Raw genomic sequence first — 17,009 nt, forward strand, 5'->3', positions numbered from 1 at the left:
GGCGCCCCCCCCCCCGGGTCTTCCGGCCACGCTTACTGCGCGCGGGCGCTTTCTGGGGGGGGGGGCGGGGGGGGGGGGGGGCCGCCCCACTCCGCGGTGATCAGCGCGTTGACCCGGCGCGAGCGCGCCGGGATCATCTCGGCGTTCTGACGGTCAGCCGTTCGCGGGGAACGTCCACACGGCACGGGGACCGGGGCCGACGACGAGGGTGGACCGGCCGATCCGTTCCTCGTGCCGGTCCGCCACGGGCCGGTTGAGCGTCAGGTCGATCTGCCGCAGGCCCGCCTGGGCACGGGGCACGGCGTCGAACCGGATCGTCGTGCCGCCCCGCAGCGCCACGACACCACCCGGGACGGTCCGGACGACGAACCCGCCAGCCTTCAGCAGCGGCACCGTGTTGGCGAGGTCCCGTTCGGTGACCGCGAGGTGGATGCCCGCCACGTCCCGCATCTGGTGGTCGCGGTAGTCGTTGTTGAGGTAGCGCTCCCGGCCGACGTCACCGGGGAAGCGCTCCGGTTCGGTCTTGCTGCGCGGATCGGCGAAGTACTCCGGCCGGTATTCCATGCCCCAGGTGTCGAAGGCGTCGTACTGCTCGCTGGTGAGGACGGCGTCGAACCACGGCACCGGGACGCCGTCGCCGAAGTCCCGCGTCTGGAGGAACTGCAGCGGATGGGCGACCCCCTCGTCCTTGAGCCGCTCGGTCACCTTCGCCAGGTCCCCGGACCGCTCGACCGAGGTCCCCATCCCGGCGGAACCGAGGGCGCCGCTCTGGCCGTCGATGTCGCCGACGCCGAACAGCTCGAGGTAGGTCTCGCGGCCCATCAGGTAGCGGCCGGTCCATTTCTGCCCGCCCGTCCCGGTCGTGGTGCGGACCTGGAAGCTGGCGAACTCCTTCAGGTAGGCGGAATGCTCGATGGCGTCGGCGGTCTCCCGGTCGAACACCCCGTAGGCGTGGTTGAAGAACAGCAACTGTCTGTCGGAGACCGGTGGGTTTTCCTCCGCTTGAGCCGCCCCCGCTCCGGTGAGGGTGAGGGCGAGGGCCGCGGTGAGGGCCAGGGTCTTCCGCATCGTCCGGCGAATCAACATGGCCGGATCCTAAGGCGGGAAACCCGGCGCCGAGGCCGTTTTCGGCTTTCCCGCGCGCGATCGCGAAACGCGTTCGGGACCCCTCCCGGCACCCCGGCCTAGGGTCCGCCTGGTGAAGGGGACGACTGCGGGCGGCCGGGCCTGGCGCCGCCGCGTGCCGGTGGTGCTGATCGCCGTGACCTGCGGCGCGACGGTGACCGTCGCGCTCACCGGGGCCGCCAAACCGCTGGGCGGGATGCAGTTCCTGCCGGCCGGGCACTGGGTCTACAACCTCGCCGCGCACGCGGTGTTCCACGTCGACGGCGCGACCAGCAGCGTCGACGCGCAGGCCCCGGTCCCCGGCGATCCGGGCAGCCAGGTGGTGCAGGGCGACAGCAGCGGCTACGTCGTCGGCCAGGGCCGGATCACCGAGTTCGGCAAGTCGAACCTCGCCGTCGAGCCGTCGATCGTGCCGCCTGCGGGGGAGGTCGCGGTCGGAGTGGAAACCGCGGGCGGTCCGTACCTCGTCTACCGCGAGGCCGGGCGCGTGGTGCGGCTCGGCCATCCGCCCGCGTCGATGTCCGCGGGCGGCCCGGTGGGCGATCCGGTCGCCACCAGCATCGGGACGCTGTGGCTGTTCCGCAGGACCTCCGCGTTGCTGTGCGATCTGGTCAGCGGCGCCGATCAGCTTTCGGCCTGTCCGGTCTCCGTCCCGGCCGGGCACACCGGCGCGCTGACGCTGGTCGCCGATCAGCCGTGGTTCGTCGACACCACCGCGGCCGAACTCCGGCCGGTCGGCACGGCCGGCCTCGGCAGCCCGCTGCCGTTGGGTGTCACCCCCTCGCCGCACGCGAGCCCGGCGGCGAACGACGTCTCCGGCCGGGTCACGATCCTGGACCGGCCGAGCAACCGCCTGTACTTCGTCGACACCACGCACCGGGGCGAGAAACCGGTGATCGTCGAACTGCCCGAGGGCGACTACAGCGACCCGGTCTCGACCGGCCGCGTCGTCGCGCTCGTCGACAAGAAGTCCGGCACGTTGCTGACCTACGACGCCACGGGCCGGAAGGTCGGCTCGCAGCCGATCCCGCCGGAGTCCGGCACGCCGCGCGTGAGCCGCGGCGAGGACGGCCGGGTCTACGTCGACGGCGCCGAGGGCGCGCACGTGCTCGTCGTCGATCACGACGGCAAGATCGTCGACGTCCCGATCGGCGGCGACCGCACGGGCGACGTGCCGAAGCCGCAGAATCCGCCGGACGGAAGCGTGGTGCCGCCGGTGGATCAGCGCCGTGGTGGCACGGACGGGCCGGTCGCGCCGCCGGGTGGTCAGGGCCAGCAGCGGCCGGGGCCGGGAGCGGGAGACCGGCAGGGACCCCCTGGCAGGCAGGAACCTCAGAACCCGGTTCCGCCGAAGCCCGCGCCGCCCCCGGCCGAACCGCCGAAACCGCCGGCGTCGCAGCCGACCGCGCCCGCGAGCCCGCCCGGCGCCCCGGCCTCGGTGTCGGCCACCGCGGGCAACGGCTCGGCGACGGTGTCGTGGGGCGCGGCGCCGGACAACCGCGCGCCGATCACCTCCTACCGGATCAGCTGGGCGGGCGGGTCCCGGACCGTCGGCGGCGACGAGCGCAGCGTGAACATTTCCGGTCTGGCCAACGGAACCCGCTACACGATGACGGTGACGGCGGTGAACAAGGCGGGCACCGGGCCGGGCGCGTCGGCCTCGGTGACGCCGGTGGCGGCGGCGGGCGCGCCGCCCAACCTCACCGCGAGGCCCCAGGGCACCGGAGCGGTCGTCAGCTGGGGAGCGCCTGCGATGAACGGCGGCACGCTCGTGCACTACGTCATCAGCGCGACCGGGAAGGGCTCGCAGACCACCACCGGGACCAGCATGACGTACGGCGGGCTGAGCGGGTCGGTCGCTTTCACCGTTTACGCGGTCACGAAAACCGCCGACGGACAAACGCTGAACGGCGCGTCCTCGTCGAAGACAATCCAGATCGCGGCGCAGGGAACCATCACGATCAGCCAGGGCGCGCCGGACTCGACCGACAGGTGCAAGAAGCCGAACTGTTACCAGGTCAACACGTCCCTGAGGGGTTTCGCGCCGAATACCACCTACACGCTCAGGCTGCTTTCCGGCAATGGACGCGTGGTCAATCCGGGGGAGACGACAAGGACCGACGCGAACGGTTCCGCGAACTACAACAAGATCAACTACGACGTGCCTGGTGAAACTGTCTGGATCGAGGTCGTTACCCCCAACGGCACGGTCAAATCGAATCCGATCAAGTGGGAGAAACGATGAACCGAGCGCCCGCGGTACCGGCGCACGAGGTCTACGAGCGGATCGCGGCGAATGTGCAGACCGTCGTCCGCGGCAAGCCCGACCTGGTGCGTCTCGCGATCGCCGCGCTGCTCGCCGAAGGACACCTCCTCGTCGAGGACGTCCCCGGTCTCGGCAAGACGACGCTGGCCCGCTGTCTCGCGCGCAGTGTCGGCGGCAACTGGAACCGCATCCAGTTCACCCCCGACCTGCTGCCCGGCGACATCACCGGCGTCCCGGTCTACCACCAGCACGCCGAGCGGTTCCAGTTCCACCCCGGCGGGGTGTTCGCCAATGTCGTGCTCGCCGACGAAATCAACCGCGGTACCCCGAAAACGCAGTCGGCGCTGCTGGAGGTGATGGCCGAACGGACGGTCACCGTCGACGCCGTGCGGCATCAGGTGCCGCGCCCGTTCCTCGTGGTGGCGACGCAGAACCCGATCGAGATGGAGGGCACCTACCGGCTGCCGGAGGCGCAGCTCGACCGGTTCCTCATGCGGCTGGAGGTCGGTTATCCCGATCTGGCGGCCGAGGTCATGGTGATCATGAGCGACTGCGCCGGGGTCGACCCGGACGAACTCTCGCCCGTCGTGGACCTCCCGACGCTGCTGGGCGCGGTGGCGCAGGTGCGGGCCGCGCACGTCGAGCGCGCGATCTGCGAGTACGCGGCGAAACTGGCGGCGGCCACCCGCGAGCACGTCGCGCTCCGCTACGGCGCGAGCCCGCGTGGCAGCATCGCGCTGATCCGCGCGGCACAGGCGGTGGCGGCCACGCGCGGCCGCGCGTTCGTCACTCCCGACGACGTCAAGGAGATCGCGCACCCGGTGCTCGGGCATCGCGTCATCCTCACCTCCGAGGCCGAGCTGAACCAGGTCTCGCCCGCGGAAGTGATCGACAAGGTGCTCGCCGCCGTGCCGGCGCCCGGGATGACCCGCTCGGGGGCCTGATGACCCCGGCGATGCGGCCCACCCGGCGGGGCGTGGTGGTGCTCGCGGCCACGCCCGTCCTCTTCGCCGCCGGGCAGTGGGCTGGTTATCCCCTTTTTCTCGCACTGGCGGGATTCTGCGGCGGAATCCTGCTCGCGGCCGTCGCGCTCACCGCGCGGCGGCCGCGGGTGCGGGTCACCAGGGAGGTCTATCCGGAACGGGTCGAGCGCGGCGGGGCCGCGTTCGCGAAGCTGCGGGTGCGCAGCATCGCGAACCGGCGCCAGGCCGGATTCACCGCCGGTGACCGGATCGGGAACGGGTTCCACGCGGTGGCGGTGCCGGCTTTGCTGCCCCACAAGGAAACCGAGCGGGTCTACGACCTCCCGACCGGACGGCGCGGCTGTCATCAGGTCGGCCCGCTGACCCTGGACAGGGTCGACCCGTTCGGGCTCGGCCGTGCCAGGGTGACCACCGGCGACACCACGACCCTGTGGGTGCACCCGCGCGTACACCCGGTCCGCGCGCTCGCGGGCGGCCATCCGCGTCACCACCACGAAGGCGTGGCGTCCAACGAGGCGCTGCGCGGCTCCTTCGACCTGCGCGAGGTGCGCGAATACACGGTCGGGGACGAAGTGCGGCACCTGCACTGGAAGGCCACCGCGCGCACCGGGCAGCTGATGGTGCGCGAGTACATCGATCCGGACCAGCCGAGGTTCACCGTCCTGCTCGACACGCGCTTCCCCGACGCCCTCTTCGAGGAGGCCATCGACGTCGCCGCGTCGCTCGTCGCGTCCGCGGCCGGGGCCGGCCACCGCTGCCGCCTGGTCACCTCGTGCGGCCTCGACGTCGCGACCGCGGGCGGGCCATCGGCGGTGCGGTTGCTGCTCGACGAACTCACCGTGCTCGCTCCGCACCGTGATGCGAGCCAGGCGCTCGTGCCCGGTTCGCTCGCGCGGTCCGGGGGCGGTGGGCTCGCGGTCGTCACCGCCGATCTGCCGACCGCCGATCTGGCTTCGCTGACCGGGGTTCGTTCGCGTTACTCCCCGCTCGCCGTGGTCGTCCTCGGCGGGGGAGCGCCGCCGGTGGTGCCGGGGGCCAAGGTCGTGTCCGCGACCGACGCACTGGGCGCCGTCCGCCGGTGGAACGCGGTGATGCCGCGATGAGTATCTTGCGTCATAAGGGATTTACCACTGTCTCGCGGAGCGAGGCGATCGCATGAGGGCGCGGCTGGCTGTGTGGTGCGCGCTGCTCACCGCGGCCGTGCCCGGCCTGTTCTTCGCGCCGGTGTTCGGGTTCGTGCCGGTGCTGGTGCCGAACGCGGCGGTGCTGCTTGCGTGCGTGCTTGTGGCCGAGGTCTGCGGTCGGCTGCCCGTGCTCCGGCCGTGGCGGCCGCTGCTCGCCCTCGTCGCCGGACTGATCGCGATCGTCGAGACCGTACTGCGGGACACCACGGAAACCGGGGTGCCGACCGGTGAGACGTGGCGGGCACTCGTGGCGGGCGCGACCCATTCGTGGCAGCTCACGTTGCAGTCGACCTGGCCCGCGCGGCCGGACGCGGAACTGCTGTTGTTCGTGCCGCTGGCGGTGTTGCTCACCGCGGTGCTGGCCGTCGAACTGCTGCGCTGGACCCCGGCCGCACTGGCGCCGGGGCTGGTGCTGCTCGGCGTGAGCCAGGCGTACGTCGCGCTGACCGGTCCACTCGCGACAGTCGCGGGGCTGGCCTACGCCGCGCTGTCGGCCACTCTGTTCGCGTTGCGGCGCCCGTATTCCGTCAGTGTGCGGCGGGTGACCGCGCTGGCGCTGGTCGTGCCCGTGCTGCTCGGCACGGCGGGCGCGGTCGTCGTCACGGTGCTTGATCAGGGAAACCGGCCCTCGCTCTCGGCGCGGACCGGCCGGGAGGTGCCGTTGCCGCCGACACGGGTCACCAACCCGCTCGACGAGGTCGCGGCCCGGCTGAAACAGCCGGAGAACCCGGTCTTCAGCTACACGAGCCCCGATCGCGTCGACCGCTGGCGGCTCGCCGTGCTCGACGAGTTCGACGGCGCGAACTGGTTTCCCGACGACGACTACCGCCGGATGGGCACCCGCCTCGACCCGGCGCCGGGCGTCACCGCGCCCACCACCATCCACAGTGCACAGATCCAGTACTCCACTGTGGACACTCCGTGGCTGCCGAGCCAGGCCGCGCCCGCCGAGGTCACCGGGGTGGCCCCGCTGATCGCCCCCGGATCGGGCATGTTGCTGTCCCAGCAGCCCGCCGGGCCCGTCGGCTACCGGCTGAGCTGGCGCGAACCGGACGTCGACGCCAGGAAGCTGGCCGACGCCCCGATCGACTCGACGGTGCCCGCCCGCGGGCTCGGCGCCGTCCCGCCGGGCATCGGCGAGCTGGCCAGGACGGCGGTCGGCGGCCTGCGGCCGTCCTTCCAGGCCGCGTTCGTGCTGGAGCGCTACCTGAGCACCAACTACCACGTCGCCACCGGTCCCGAGCTGCCCACCGGCAGCGGCTGGCCCCAGCTCGGGAACTTCCTGCTGCGGACCAAACGCGGGACGAGCGAACAGTTCGCGGCGTCCTATGTGGCGCTGGCCAGGATCGTCGGCATCCCCGCGCGGATCGCGGTGGGCTTCCGCGCCCCGGCCGCGCCGCCCGGCACGCCGGTGGTGGTGCGCGACGGCGACGTCCTCGCCTGGCCGGAGGTCGCCGTCGCCGGCGTCGGCTGGGTGCCGCTCGACCCGAGTGGTACGGCGGCGGGCCCCGGCGGCAGGCCCGGCGCCTCGCCCACCGGGCTGGCGGCGGCCACCGCGCAGGCCCGCGCGGAGCTGCCGCCGACACGGGACCTGAAAGACCCGCAGCTGCCACCGTCCGATCAGGACACCGGGGGCACGGAACCGGTGAACCTGCCCTGGGCGCAGCTGATCGTGCCGGTGCTGCTCGGCCTCGTCGCGTTGCTGGTCCTCGGCGTCGCGGGACTGCCGGCGGCCAAGGCCTGGCGCAGATACCGCAGACGCCGTCGCACCGGCGCCGACGGCGTGCTCGCCGCCTGGTGGGAGGCACGGGATCTGGTGCGCGCACACGGGGTTTCGTGCCCGGCGGGCACCACCGTCCGCGAGTTGTCCGTCGCCGCGTCGGTCACCCTCGACCGGACCGTGGTGGACGGGCTGGTGTGGCTGGCGTCCCAAGTGGACATCGCGCTCTGGTCGGGTAACGGGGCCGACGGCGGCACGCTGAACCAGGCGTGGGGCGCCGTCGACGCGATCCGCCGCAGCCTGGCCGAACGGTCGCGGCGCCAGCGGGTACGGGCGGCGTTCGACCCACGCTGCCTGTTCCCACCACGAGAGGTTGTGGCGGTGGCATGATGATCGAGCAACGCTCGGGTTTCCGGTCGGCGTTCCGGCGGCGCCGGCCCGGCGGCACGACGTCTCCGGGTGCCTGGTCGGCCCCGATCGGCACCGGGCCGGTCGCGACCGTCTACTCCGGACACGCCGACGGTGTGCCGGTGGCGTTCAAGGTGTTCCCGGACCGGATCGACCGGCGCACGCTGATCACCCTCGAGGACGAGCAGACGAAGCTCGCCGACCTCGTCGGGACCTACGCGATCCTGCCGGTACTGGACATCGACCAGGTCGCCGACGGCAGGCACGCGCTGCGGATGGAGCTGTGCCAGGAGTCGCTGGCCGGCGTGGTCGCGCGGGCAGGCGCGCTGGCACCCGGCGACGTCCTGGTCTTCGGCCATGCCATCGCCGCGGCGCTCGCGGCGGCGCACGCGGTCGGCGTGGTGCACGGCGCGGTCAAACCGTCGAACGTGCTGATCCGGATGTCGGGGCAGCCCGTGCTCACCGACTTCGGGGTGGCGCTGCGGCGGGCGTTCCCCCGGGACGTCGAGCGCCTGCTCGACGGTCTCGCCCCGGAGACGCTGCGCACGGACACCTTCGACGAGCGCAGCGACCTCTACGGACTCGGCGCGCTGCTGCACACCGCGCTCACCGGGGAGCCGCCGCTGCCGAGCAAACTGGGGGAGCGGCTCGGCGATCGCATGCTGCGGCTGCTGCGGACGCGGGTGCCGAAGATCGACCGGCCCGGCGTCCCGGACCAGCTGGCCGAGGTGGTCGCCCAGTTGCTGCTGCCCGAACCCGAACGCCGTCCGCCGGGTGCCGCGTGGGTGGCCGAACAGCTGGCCGACCTGCTGCCCGGCACGTCGCTTTCCCCCGTCGTCTTCCCTCCCGCCGAGTGGCCGAGCACCGAAGACGCTTCGTGGCAAGCGAAACCGGCACCGCGAAGGTCCTTTGTGGACACGATGCCACCGGTCGCGGGCGCCGAGACGTTTCCGCCGCCGATGTCCGTTCCCGCCGCCCGCTCGGCTCCGGCGGATTCGATCCCGCCCGGTTCGGCACTGTCCGGGGTGACCCCGGCGCCGCCGGAGGCAACGTCGTCCGGTACGCGCCGGATCCTGTCGTTCGCCGGGGTGGGTGTCGCGTGCGTGGCCGTCGGCGCGCTCGCGGTGTGGTGGGCGCTGGGCGGTGGTCCCGGGTCGTCGCCGACGTCTTCCTCGGCGCCCGCGCCGCCCCCGGCGTCCGCCGCGGACGAGACGGTCGTGCTGGATCCGCCGGTCGACCGGGGCACCGACGTCGTGCTCAGCTGGCGGACGTCGCGGCCGATGGACTACGGCGTGGTGGTCGCGCCGGAAGGGGAGCACAACCACGTCGTGCTGGCGCAGCGGAACCGGACCCTGACGGTCCCGGTGGACCCGAAGCGCAGGTACTGCTTCCAGGTCCAGGCCACCGAGGGCGGCGCGGTCTACACCAGCAACGCCGTGTCGGTGCGCGGCGCGGTGTGTCGCTGAGCTACCGTGGCCGGGTGCTCGTCCGGTCGATCCTGTTGTTCGTCGCGGCGGCGGCGCTGGAGATCGGCGGCGCCTGGCTGGTGTGGCAGGGAATCCGCGAACATCGCGGCCTGCTCTGGATCGGCGGCGGGATTGTCGCGTTAGGACTGTATGGGTTCGTCGCGACGCTCCAGCCCGACGCGCACTTCGGCCGGATCCTCGCGGCGTACGGCGGAGTGTTCGTCGCCGGGTCGCTCGTCTGGGGCATGGTCGCGGACGGCTACCGGCCCGACCGCTACGACGTCATAGGCGCGCTGCTGTGCCTCGCCGGAGTAGCGGTGATCATGTACGCGCCGCGGACGGGGTAACGCGGGAGCTCTTGCCCCGATAGAGGGACGTGACCGAACCGGTTCTCCCACCGCCACCGCCGTCTTCGCCCGCTTCCGCCGCCATCGCGCGCCGCAGGCTCTCGCCGGTGCTGGCGCTGATGATCGTTGTCGTGGTCCTCGGCGCCGGGCTCGCGGTCTACGGCGGGGGAACCGTGCTCTTCGGCTACCGCCGCGTCGCCATCAAGTACTCCGGCATGAGCCAGACCCTTCCCCAGGGCACGGTCGCCTACCGCTCGGCCGGCGGCGTCGAACTGCACCGAGGGGACATCGTCGTCTTCGACTTCAGTTCCTACCCCGGCGGAGGACCTCCGGGCCGGGTGATCGAACGCGTCATCGGCCTCGGCGGCGACACGGTGACCTGCTGTGATCAGCAGAACCGCATCAAGGTCAACGGCAAGCCGGTCGCCGAGGAGTACCTCTACCTGCCACCCGCGGAGGGGAAGGACCAGATGGCCTTCACCGCGCAGGTGCCGCCGGGGACGGTCTTCGTCGCGGGCGACTACCGGAACAACTCCCTCGACTCGCGGATGGCGAGCACGGTGGCCGGTGCGGGAGCCGTCCCGGTGTCCGAGGTGTACGGCGTGGTCGTGGCGGTCGGGAACCCGGTGACCGCGCGGACGCTCACCCCGACCACGGCGTTCACCGACGCCGGGCTCCCGGGCACCCCGCTGTCCGACAGCGGCTATGCGAACGCCCGCTGGCTGTTCCTCGGCGGCGCCGTGCTGTTCCTGGTCGGCTTCGTCGGCCTTCTGGTGGTCATCACGCGGTCCGCGCGGAAACGACGGCTCGCCCGGGTCATCCCTTGACCGACACGCCGGGGATTCCCTTCAGCTCGCCCAGCAGCGGAGAGCTGACCGTCACGGGATAGTCGTCGAGGGCATAGCGACTGCGCCGCCGTTCGCTGACGAGTTCGAGCAGTACCGGCGTGTCGCCGCGGTGGGCGAGCAGCGTCTGCTTCAGTTCGCTCACCACGGCGAGATCGAGCTTCTCGGCCGCGGCCAGCAGAACCAGCGGCGGTTCCGCGTCATGAGTGTCTACATCGGACAGATCGAGCGCGACGAACCCGCCGCCGAACACCGACATCTTGTCCTCCCGCCAGTTCACCCTGCCCTTCACGACGACCGCGTTGTCCTCGACGAGGTCCGCCGCGAAGATCGCGTATGCCTTGGGAAAGAACAACACCTCCAACGCGGCGTCCATGTCTTCCACCGTGCAGATGGCCCAGGGCTCGCCCTTCTTGTTGACCCGCCGTTCCAGCGAGGTGATGAGCCCCGCGAGCACGACTTCGCCTTCCTTCGGCGCGTCGGCCAGAAGCGCCGCGATCGGTTTTCTCGCGTGTTTCCGGAGGATGCGTTCGGCGCCGTCCAGGGGATGTGCGGAGACGTAGAGGCCGAGCATCTCCCGTTCGTAGCCGAGGAGTTGTTTGCGCGGGTACTCCTCGTCGGTGAGCCGCAGGTGCGCGAGCGGGGACGCGGCCGAGTCCGCTGGCGTGTCATCGCCGCCGAAGAGGTCGAACTGGCCCATGGCTTCCTGGCGTTTGAGGGGGACGACGGCTTCGACGGCGTCTTCGTGGACCTGGATCATCGACAGGCGGGTGTGGCCCATCGAGTCGAACCCGCCCGCCTTGATCAGCGACTCGATGACCCGCTTGTTGCAGGCCACCAGCTCCGATTTGTCCAGGAAATCGGTGAAGGAGGAGTACTTCCCCTTCTCCTCACGGGTCTTGATGATCGACTCGACCACGTTCGCGCCCACGTTGCGGACGGCACCCAGCCCGAACCGGATGTCGTCCCCGACGGCCGCGAACCGCAGGGCCGACTCGTTGACATCCGGCGGCAGCACCTTGATCCCCAGCCGGCGGCACTCCGACAGATACACCGCCGACTTGTCCTTGTTGTCACCGACCGAGGTGAGCAACGCCGCCATGTACTCCGCGGTGAAATTCGCCTTGAGGTACGCGGTCCAGTAGCCGACGAGCGCGTATCCGGCGGCGTGGGACTTGTTGAACGCGTACCCGGCGAACGGCAGAATGGTGTCCCACAAGGCTTGCACGGCCTCGTCGGAGAAACCGTTGGCACGCATGCCTTCCTGGAAGCCCTCGAACTCCTTCTCGAGGACGTCTTTCTTCTTCTTGCCCATGGCCTTGCGCAGCACGTCCGCCCGTCCCATCGAGAACCCCGCGACGCGCTGGGCGATCTTCATGATCTGCTCCTGGTAGACGACCAGGCCGTGGGTCTCGGCGAGGATGTCGGCCAGCGGCTCCGCGAGTTCCGGGTGGATCGGGACGATGGCCTGGCGCCCGTTCTTCCGGTCGGCGTAGTTGTTGTGCGTGTTCATCGCCATCGGGCCGGGCCGGTAGAGCGCGTTGACCGCGATGATGTCGTCGAAGCCCGTCGGCCGCAGCCGGCGCAGGAGATCGCGCATCGCCCCGCCGTCGAGCTGGAAAACGCCGAGGCTTTCCCCGCGTACCAGCAGCTGATACGTGTCCTCGTCCTCGATGCCGAGGGTGTCGAGATCGATGTCGGCGCCGCGGTTGGCCTTGATGTTGTCGATGGCGTCGCCGATGACGGTGAGGTTGCGCAGGCCGAGGAAGTCCATCTTCAGCAGGCCGATGGCCTCGCACGACGGGTAGTCCCAGCCGGTGATGATCGCGCCGTCGTCCCTGCGCCACAAGGGAATCGCGTCGACGAGCGGATCGGCCGACATGATCACGGCACAGGCGTGCACGCCCGCGTTGCGGATCAGGCCCTCCAGTCCCCGAGCCGTCTCGAAGATCGTGGCGACGTCCTGATCGGTCTCGATCAGTGCGCGGACCTCGGCGGCTTCGCCGTAGCGCTCGTGCTTGGAGTCGACGATGCCGGACAGCGGGATGTCCTTCGACGCGACAGGTGGGGGAAGCGCTTTCGAGATCCGGTCGGCGATGGCGTAACCGGGTTGTCCGAAGTGGACGCGGGCCGCGTCCTTGATCGCCGCCTTCGTCTTGATCTTGCCGAACGTGATGACCTGGGCGACCCGGTCGGCGCCGTATTTTTCCGTCGCGTAACGCACCATCTCGCCGCGGCGCCGGTCGTCGAAGTCCATGTCGATGTCCGGCATGGACACGCGCTCGGGGTTGAGGAACCGTTCGAACAGCAGCCCCAGGTCGATCGGGTCGAGGTTCGTGATGCCCAGCGCGTAGGCCACCAGCGAGCCCGCGGCCGAGCCGCGGCCCGGCCCCACCCGGATGTTCACGCTACGCGCGTAGTTCATCAGGTCGGCGGTGATGAGGAAGTACGCGGGAAATCCTTTTTGGACGATGACGTCGATTTCGTATCCGGCTCGTTCAAGGTAGGCGTCCGGGATGCCGTCCGGGAGCCGCCACTTCAGCCCGTCCATGACCTGCGCGCGGAGCCGGCTCTCGGCGGTGTGTCCATCCGGGACGGTGAACACCGGCAGGCGGTCTTTGTGGGCGTAGACCTCTTCGTAGGATTCGACGCTCTCGGCGATCAGCAGGGTCGAGTCGGCGGCACCGGGCACCTCCTTGTCCCAGTACTCCCGCATCTCCGCCGCGGACTTCAGGTAGTAACCATCCCCGTCGAACTTGAACCGCGTCGGATCATTCAGCGTCTTACCCGCCTGCACACACAGCAACGCCGAGTGCGTGTCCGCCTGATCCTTGGTCACATAGTGCGAGTCATTGGTGGCCAGCGGCTTGAGATCCAGCAACCGGCCCACCTCCAGCAGCCCCTCACGCACCGACCGCTCGATCGGCAGCCCGTGATCCATCAGCTCCAGGAAGAAGCTGTCCGCGCCGAAGATGTCCTTGTAATCCGACGCCGCCTGGATGGCCTCCTGCCGCTGCCCCAGCCGCAACCGCGTCTGCACCTCACCCGACGGGCACCCCGTCGTCGCGACGATCCCCTCATGGTTCTCCGCGATCAGCTCACGGTCCATCCGCGGCTTGCGGTAATACCCCTGCATGCTCGCCAGCGACGACAGCTTGAACAGGTTCCGCAGCCCGGTCGCGTTCCGCGCCAGCATGGTCATGTGCGTATACGCACCACCACCCGAGACGTCACCGCCCTCACCGAACTCATCCGACCCACGCTGATTCGCCTGCCCCCAGAACACCGGCTTCTTGTGAAACCGCGACTCCGGCGCGATATACGCCTCGATCCCGATGATCGGCTTGATGCCGTGCTTCTTAGCCTGCTGATAGAACTCGTCCCCGCCATACATGTTCCCGTGATCGGTCATCCCCACCGCGGGCATCTCCAACCGCGCCGCCTCCGCGAACAACGGAGCGATCTTCGCCGCACCATCGAGCATCGAATACTCGGTGTGGACATGCAGGTGCACGAACGGATCCACGGCGTCACGCCTCCTGGTTGTACAGTCGTCCCGGTCAGCGCATTGGAACCGAGACAGCGCAACGCTGTCCAACAACGGACACGCGGAAAGGTACAACCGATGGTTGTCGGAGGCAGCGGAGTGGAGCTGGATCTCGGCGCGGTGCGCGCGTTCGTCGCGGTGGCCGAAGACCGGCACTTCGGCGACGCGGCCGCCCGGCTCGGCCTGAGCCAGCAGGCGATCTCGAAGCGGGTCGCGAAGCTCGAGACCGACCTCGGCGCGAGCCTGCTGCACCGGTCACGCGCCGGAACGGACCTCACCACCGACGGCGAGCTGTTCCTCGGGTACGCCCGCGCGCTGCTCGGGATCGCCGATCAGGCGACCGGGCTGCTGCTGAACCGGCGCCGCGCGCTGCGCGTCGACGTGCTCGGCACGCGGCTGTCCACGACCGAACTGGTCCGGAAGTTCCACGAGGCGAACGAGGACGTGGCGATCGACATCATCACCTCGGACGGGCTGCGCAGCGCCAAGACCATGCTCCCCAGTGGACAGGTCGACGCCGCCTTCGCCCGCGTCGTCGGCGAACTCGACGAGGCCATCGAGCACACCCCCGCGCATCTGGACCGCATGCAGGTCATTGTCGGCCGAGGCCACCGCTTCGCCCGGCGGCGGCAGATCCGCCTGGCCGAGCTGGCGGGGCTGGCCGCGTGGATGCCCAACAACGGCGGCGACAGCGAATGGGCCGACTACTACCGGGAGTTCTCACACGACTTCGACGTCGAGATCGATGTCTCCGGCCCGAACTTCGGTTTCGACCACCTGCTGGACGTGGTGGGGAACTCGGACGACCGGCTGAGTTTCGTCGGGGAAGGCGTCCGGGTCCCCTGGCATCCGAAGATCGTGCGGATCCCGCTCGCCGACCCGACGCCGGTCTTCCCGCATTCGCTGTTGTGGTACCGGCACAACCGGCATCCGGCGCTGCCCCGGCTGATCGGCCACATCCGCCGCGGCTACGTGCCCTTCGACCCCGGGCGGCACTGGCTCCCGGAACCCGACCGCGACGCGGCCGCGTTCCGGGCTGCCAGCACGCCGCCCGGCGGAAAGGTGCTAGGGCACTGACTTCAGGAAGAGGGAGCGGGCCGGGTCCGTGCGCGTGGCGTCGACGCCGTTGCCCCCGGTGTAGTCGGCCCGCTCCCGGCTCGCCCAGTCCGGGATCGGGGTACCGCCCTCGGCGAGATGCCGGTACCCGGTGCCGTCCCAGCCGAACTGGTAGACCCGGTTCCGGTCGGGGTAGTACGGGACGAACGGCCCGTTCGGCTCGGTCTGCTTGGTCATCGTGTTGCCGAAGAAGACGTTCTGCGGTCCGGTGGCGCCCGACCACTTCACGGCCTTCTTCCCCGCGCCCCACCAGATCGGGAACCACGCCGTCTCGTCGTCGTTCGCGCCGCCTTCGCCGCCGCACCGCGTGTGACAGTTGCCCGGCTGGTGCTCGGCAGGCACCCGGACGGTGTTGAGCTCGAAGAGGTTGCGCCGCTCCCAGCCGCCGTGCAGGTTGACGTCGGAGTCGAAGTCGTTGCCGATCACGACGTTGTCCGAGGCCGACCACTGCAGCGTGAAATGCCGCAGATTCCGTGTCACGTTGCCCGCGTACACCGAATCCCACACCCGCGAACCGCGCAGATATCCGTTGCCGCCCTTGCCCTTGTTCCACGCGCCGTCGAGGCTGTTGCCGACGACCTCGATGTTCTTGGCCTCTTCGGTGACGATCGGGTGCGAACCGGTGCGGTAGGTCGCGATCCCGCGGACCCAGGCGTTCACCGCCCATTTCAGCACGATGCCGTGCATCGCCTCGGCCGGGGCGAGATTGCCGTACTCGTGGGCCGGATCCTGGCCCGCCAGCGCGGGCATGTCCTGGCTGATGTGGAAGTTCTCCAGTCCGACGCCGAGCACCGGATCGGCCAGCGGTGCCGCCTTGGACTCGTACGCCTTGCCCTCGATCACCGGCGAACCGTCCGAAGTGGAATTGACGGGGACGTCGAACTCCAGCGGTTTGTCCAGGGTGAGCGTGTGTGCAGTCTCGTCCACCGCGGCGATCCCGAAGATCTGCTGTCGCATGTGGAGGTTCTGCAGCTCGTGGTCGGCAGGCAGTGCCTGCTGTAGCTCGTAGAACTTCGTCGAGTTCGCCGCGCGCACGTTGACGTACCCGCCCTGCCGGAACGCGGGGAGTTTCGCCTTGCGGTCGAGATGAATGACGGTTTCGCCGGTCCTCGCCGAAAAACCCGGGTCGCCCGGCTTCTCGGCGAGCTTCGCGCCCGCCTTCCAGTGCACGTTGACCGTGCCCTCGAACAGGTCCTTGCGGTTGGCCGGCGCTGACGCGTAGTCCGCGCGGTAGTCCGGGTGGACCTCGCGGGACTGGACGCGGAACAGCCCGCGGCCCGGCCAGATCCAGCCGCCGCGCGCGTCCCCGGCCTTCATCGCGTCCTGGTCCCAGCTCGCGCCGTCCTTGTCCAGCTTGTCGTACCGGGTGTCCTTTCCGGGCCGGAAGACGAACCGCGTGCCCGACGCCGGATCCGCGCCCGCGCCGCGGATCACGAGATAGTCGGCGTCCACCGAGAGCTGCTTCGTGACGTCGAGGACGCCGGCGGGCAGTGAGATCAGTGACAGCCGCTCGTACGACGCGGAGGGTGAGCAGTCACGTTTGACGTCGTCGATCGCCCGCTGTAGCCCGTCGCTGTCGTCGGTGTTGTCGCCCGGTTTCACCTGGTACCGCTCGGCCAGCGCCGCCGGGGTGAGCCGGCAGCGGGCGTCCGGGGTGATCTCGCGGTCCCCGGGAAGCCCCTTGCCCTCGCGGTAGCCGGCCTTGGACCAGTCGGGCAGGCCCGGCAGTGCCGGACGCCGGTTCGCGGCGCCGGTGTCCAGGGCGAGCGCGGCTTTGGGCGGCTCCGGAACAGGGGGTGTCACCCACGGTTCCGGGTGGGTTTCGGCCTGTTCCCGCTGCTCGCTCCCCGCGCCGTCCGAACCGGACACCACCGCGACCGTGACCGCGCCCGCGATCACCACCACCGCGGCGAGCGCGCCGATCACCACGTTCCTGCGCCGTGCCATGCCCGTGCCCCCACTTCGTGCCCCCAGGCCGCTTCCGGTGATCCGCGGCCGGCTC

11 protein-coding genes are annotated in these 17,009 nt (G+C 70.5%); 8 read left to right on the top strand and 3 right to left on the bottom strand.

What is annotated here, in order from left to right:
• Positions 1-153: 153 nt before the first annotated feature.
• Positions 154-1,086, bottom strand: coding sequence for a DUF5829 family protein (locus ACFWX1_RS40940; RefSeq protein WP_378395269.1), 933 nt, complete (start codon positions 1,084-1,086; stop codon positions 154-156).
• 112 nt (positions 1,087-1,198) lie between these two features.
• On the opposite strand from ACFWX1_RS40940, the gene ACFWX1_RS40945 reads away from it, so the two are divergent.
• The 7 genes from ACFWX1_RS40945 to lepB are packed head-to-tail and all read left to right on the top strand — an operon-like array spanning position 1,199 to position 10,326.
• Entirely contained in the window at positions 1,199-3,370 is a 2,172-nt protein-coding gene (locus tag ACFWX1_RS40945; protein WP_378395270.1) for a fibronectin type III domain-containing protein, read from the top strand.
• A complete protein-coding gene (locus ACFWX1_RS40950; RefSeq protein WP_378395272.1) occupies positions 3,367-4,335 on the top strand; it encodes an AAA family ATPase in 969 nt (322 codons plus the stop codon). The genes ACFWX1_RS40945 and ACFWX1_RS40950 overlap by 4 nt, the downstream gene beginning before the upstream one ends.
• On the top strand, positions 4,335-5,477 hold the full coding sequence (locus ACFWX1_RS40955; protein WP_378395273.1) for a DUF58 domain-containing protein: 1,143 nt from the start codon (positions 4,335-4,337) through the stop codon (positions 5,475-5,477). Before ACFWX1_RS40950 ends, ACFWX1_RS40955 begins: the two co-directional genes overlap by 1 nt.
• Before the next feature lie 52 nt (positions 5,478-5,529).
• Positions 5,530-7,668 (top strand): transglutaminaseTgpA domain-containing protein, encoded by a 2,139-nt coding sequence (locus ACFWX1_RS40960; protein WP_378395274.1) that lies wholly within the window; start codon positions 5,530-5,532, stop codon positions 7,666-7,668.
• Entirely contained in the window at positions 7,665-9,152 is a 1,488-nt protein-coding gene (locus ACFWX1_RS40965) for a serine/threonine protein kinase (protein ID WP_378395275.1), read from the top strand. Before ACFWX1_RS40960 ends, ACFWX1_RS40965 begins: the two co-directional genes overlap by 4 nt.
• A gap of 14 nt (positions 9,153-9,166) precedes the next feature.
• A complete protein-coding gene (locus ACFWX1_RS40970; RefSeq protein ID WP_378395293.1) occupies positions 9,167-9,499 on the top strand; it encodes a YnfA family protein in 333 nt (110 codons plus the stop codon).
• Positions 9,500-9,528: 29 nt separating this feature from the next.
• Positions 9,529-10,326: a signal peptidase I gene (gene lepB / locus ACFWX1_RS40975; RefSeq protein ID WP_378395276.1), complete on the top strand. Its 798-nt coding sequence runs from the start codon at positions 9,529-9,531 to the stop codon at positions 10,324-10,326.
• Here lepB and dnaE read toward each other — a convergent pair.
• The gene (gene dnaE, locus ACFWX1_RS40980; protein WP_378395277.1) at positions 10,316-13,870 is read right to left on the bottom strand and encodes a DNA polymerase III subunit alpha; all 3,555 of its coding nucleotides are present in this window, start codon (positions 13,868-13,870) and stop codon (positions 10,316-10,318) included. The genes lepB and dnaE overlap by 11 nt on opposite strands.
• Positions 13,871-13,969: 99 nt before the next feature.
• Here dnaE and ACFWX1_RS40985 point away from each other — a divergent pair, with 99 nt between their 5' ends.
• Positions 13,970-14,968, top strand: a complete 999-nt coding sequence (locus ACFWX1_RS40985; protein WP_378395278.1) for a LysR family transcriptional regulator — start codon at positions 13,970-13,972, stop codon at positions 14,966-14,968.
• Here ACFWX1_RS40985 and ACFWX1_RS40990 read toward each other — a convergent pair.
• Positions 14,957-16,954: a hypothetical protein gene (locus ACFWX1_RS40990; RefSeq protein ID WP_378395279.1), complete on the bottom strand. Its 1,998-nt coding sequence runs from the start codon at positions 16,952-16,954 to the stop codon at positions 14,957-14,959. The genes ACFWX1_RS40985 and ACFWX1_RS40990 overlap by 12 nt on opposite strands.
• Positions 16,955-17,009: the final 55 nt, after the last annotated feature.

The sequence above is a fragment of the Amycolatopsis sp. NPDC059021 genome (assembly GCF_042739895.1).
Classification (GTDB): Bacteria; Actinomycetota; Actinomycetes; order Mycobacteriales; family Pseudonocardiaceae; genus Amycolatopsis.

Bases quoted from the DNA above. Each gene is read 5' to 3' on its own strand.
- ACFWX1_RS40940 (WP_378395269.1), bottom strand. From the start codon at position 1,086: ATGTTGATTCGCCGGACGATGCGGAAGACCCTGGCCCTCACCGCGGCC.
- ACFWX1_RS40950 (WP_378395272.1), top strand. From the start codon at position 3,367: ATGAACCGAGCGCCCGCGGTACCGGCGCACGAGGTCTACGAGCGGATC.
- ACFWX1_RS40955 (WP_378395273.1), top strand. From the start codon at position 4,335: ATGACCCCGGCGATGCGGCCCACCCGGCGGGGCGTGGTGGTGCTCGCG.
- ACFWX1_RS40960 (WP_378395274.1), top strand. From the start codon at position 5,530: ATGAGGGCGCGGCTGGCTGTGTGGTGCGCGCTGCTCACCGCGGCCGTG.
- ACFWX1_RS40965 (WP_378395275.1), top strand. From the start codon at position 7,665: ATGATGATCGAGCAACGCTCGGGTTTCCGGTCGGCGTTCCGGCGGCGC.
- ACFWX1_RS40985 (WP_378395278.1), top strand. From the start codon at position 13,970: ATGGTTGTCGGAGGCAGCGGAGTGGAGCTGGATCTCGGCGCGGTGCGC.
- ACFWX1_RS40990 (WP_378395279.1), bottom strand. From the start codon at position 16,954: ATGGCACGGCGCAGGAACGTGGTGATCGGCGCGCTCGCCGCGGTGGTG.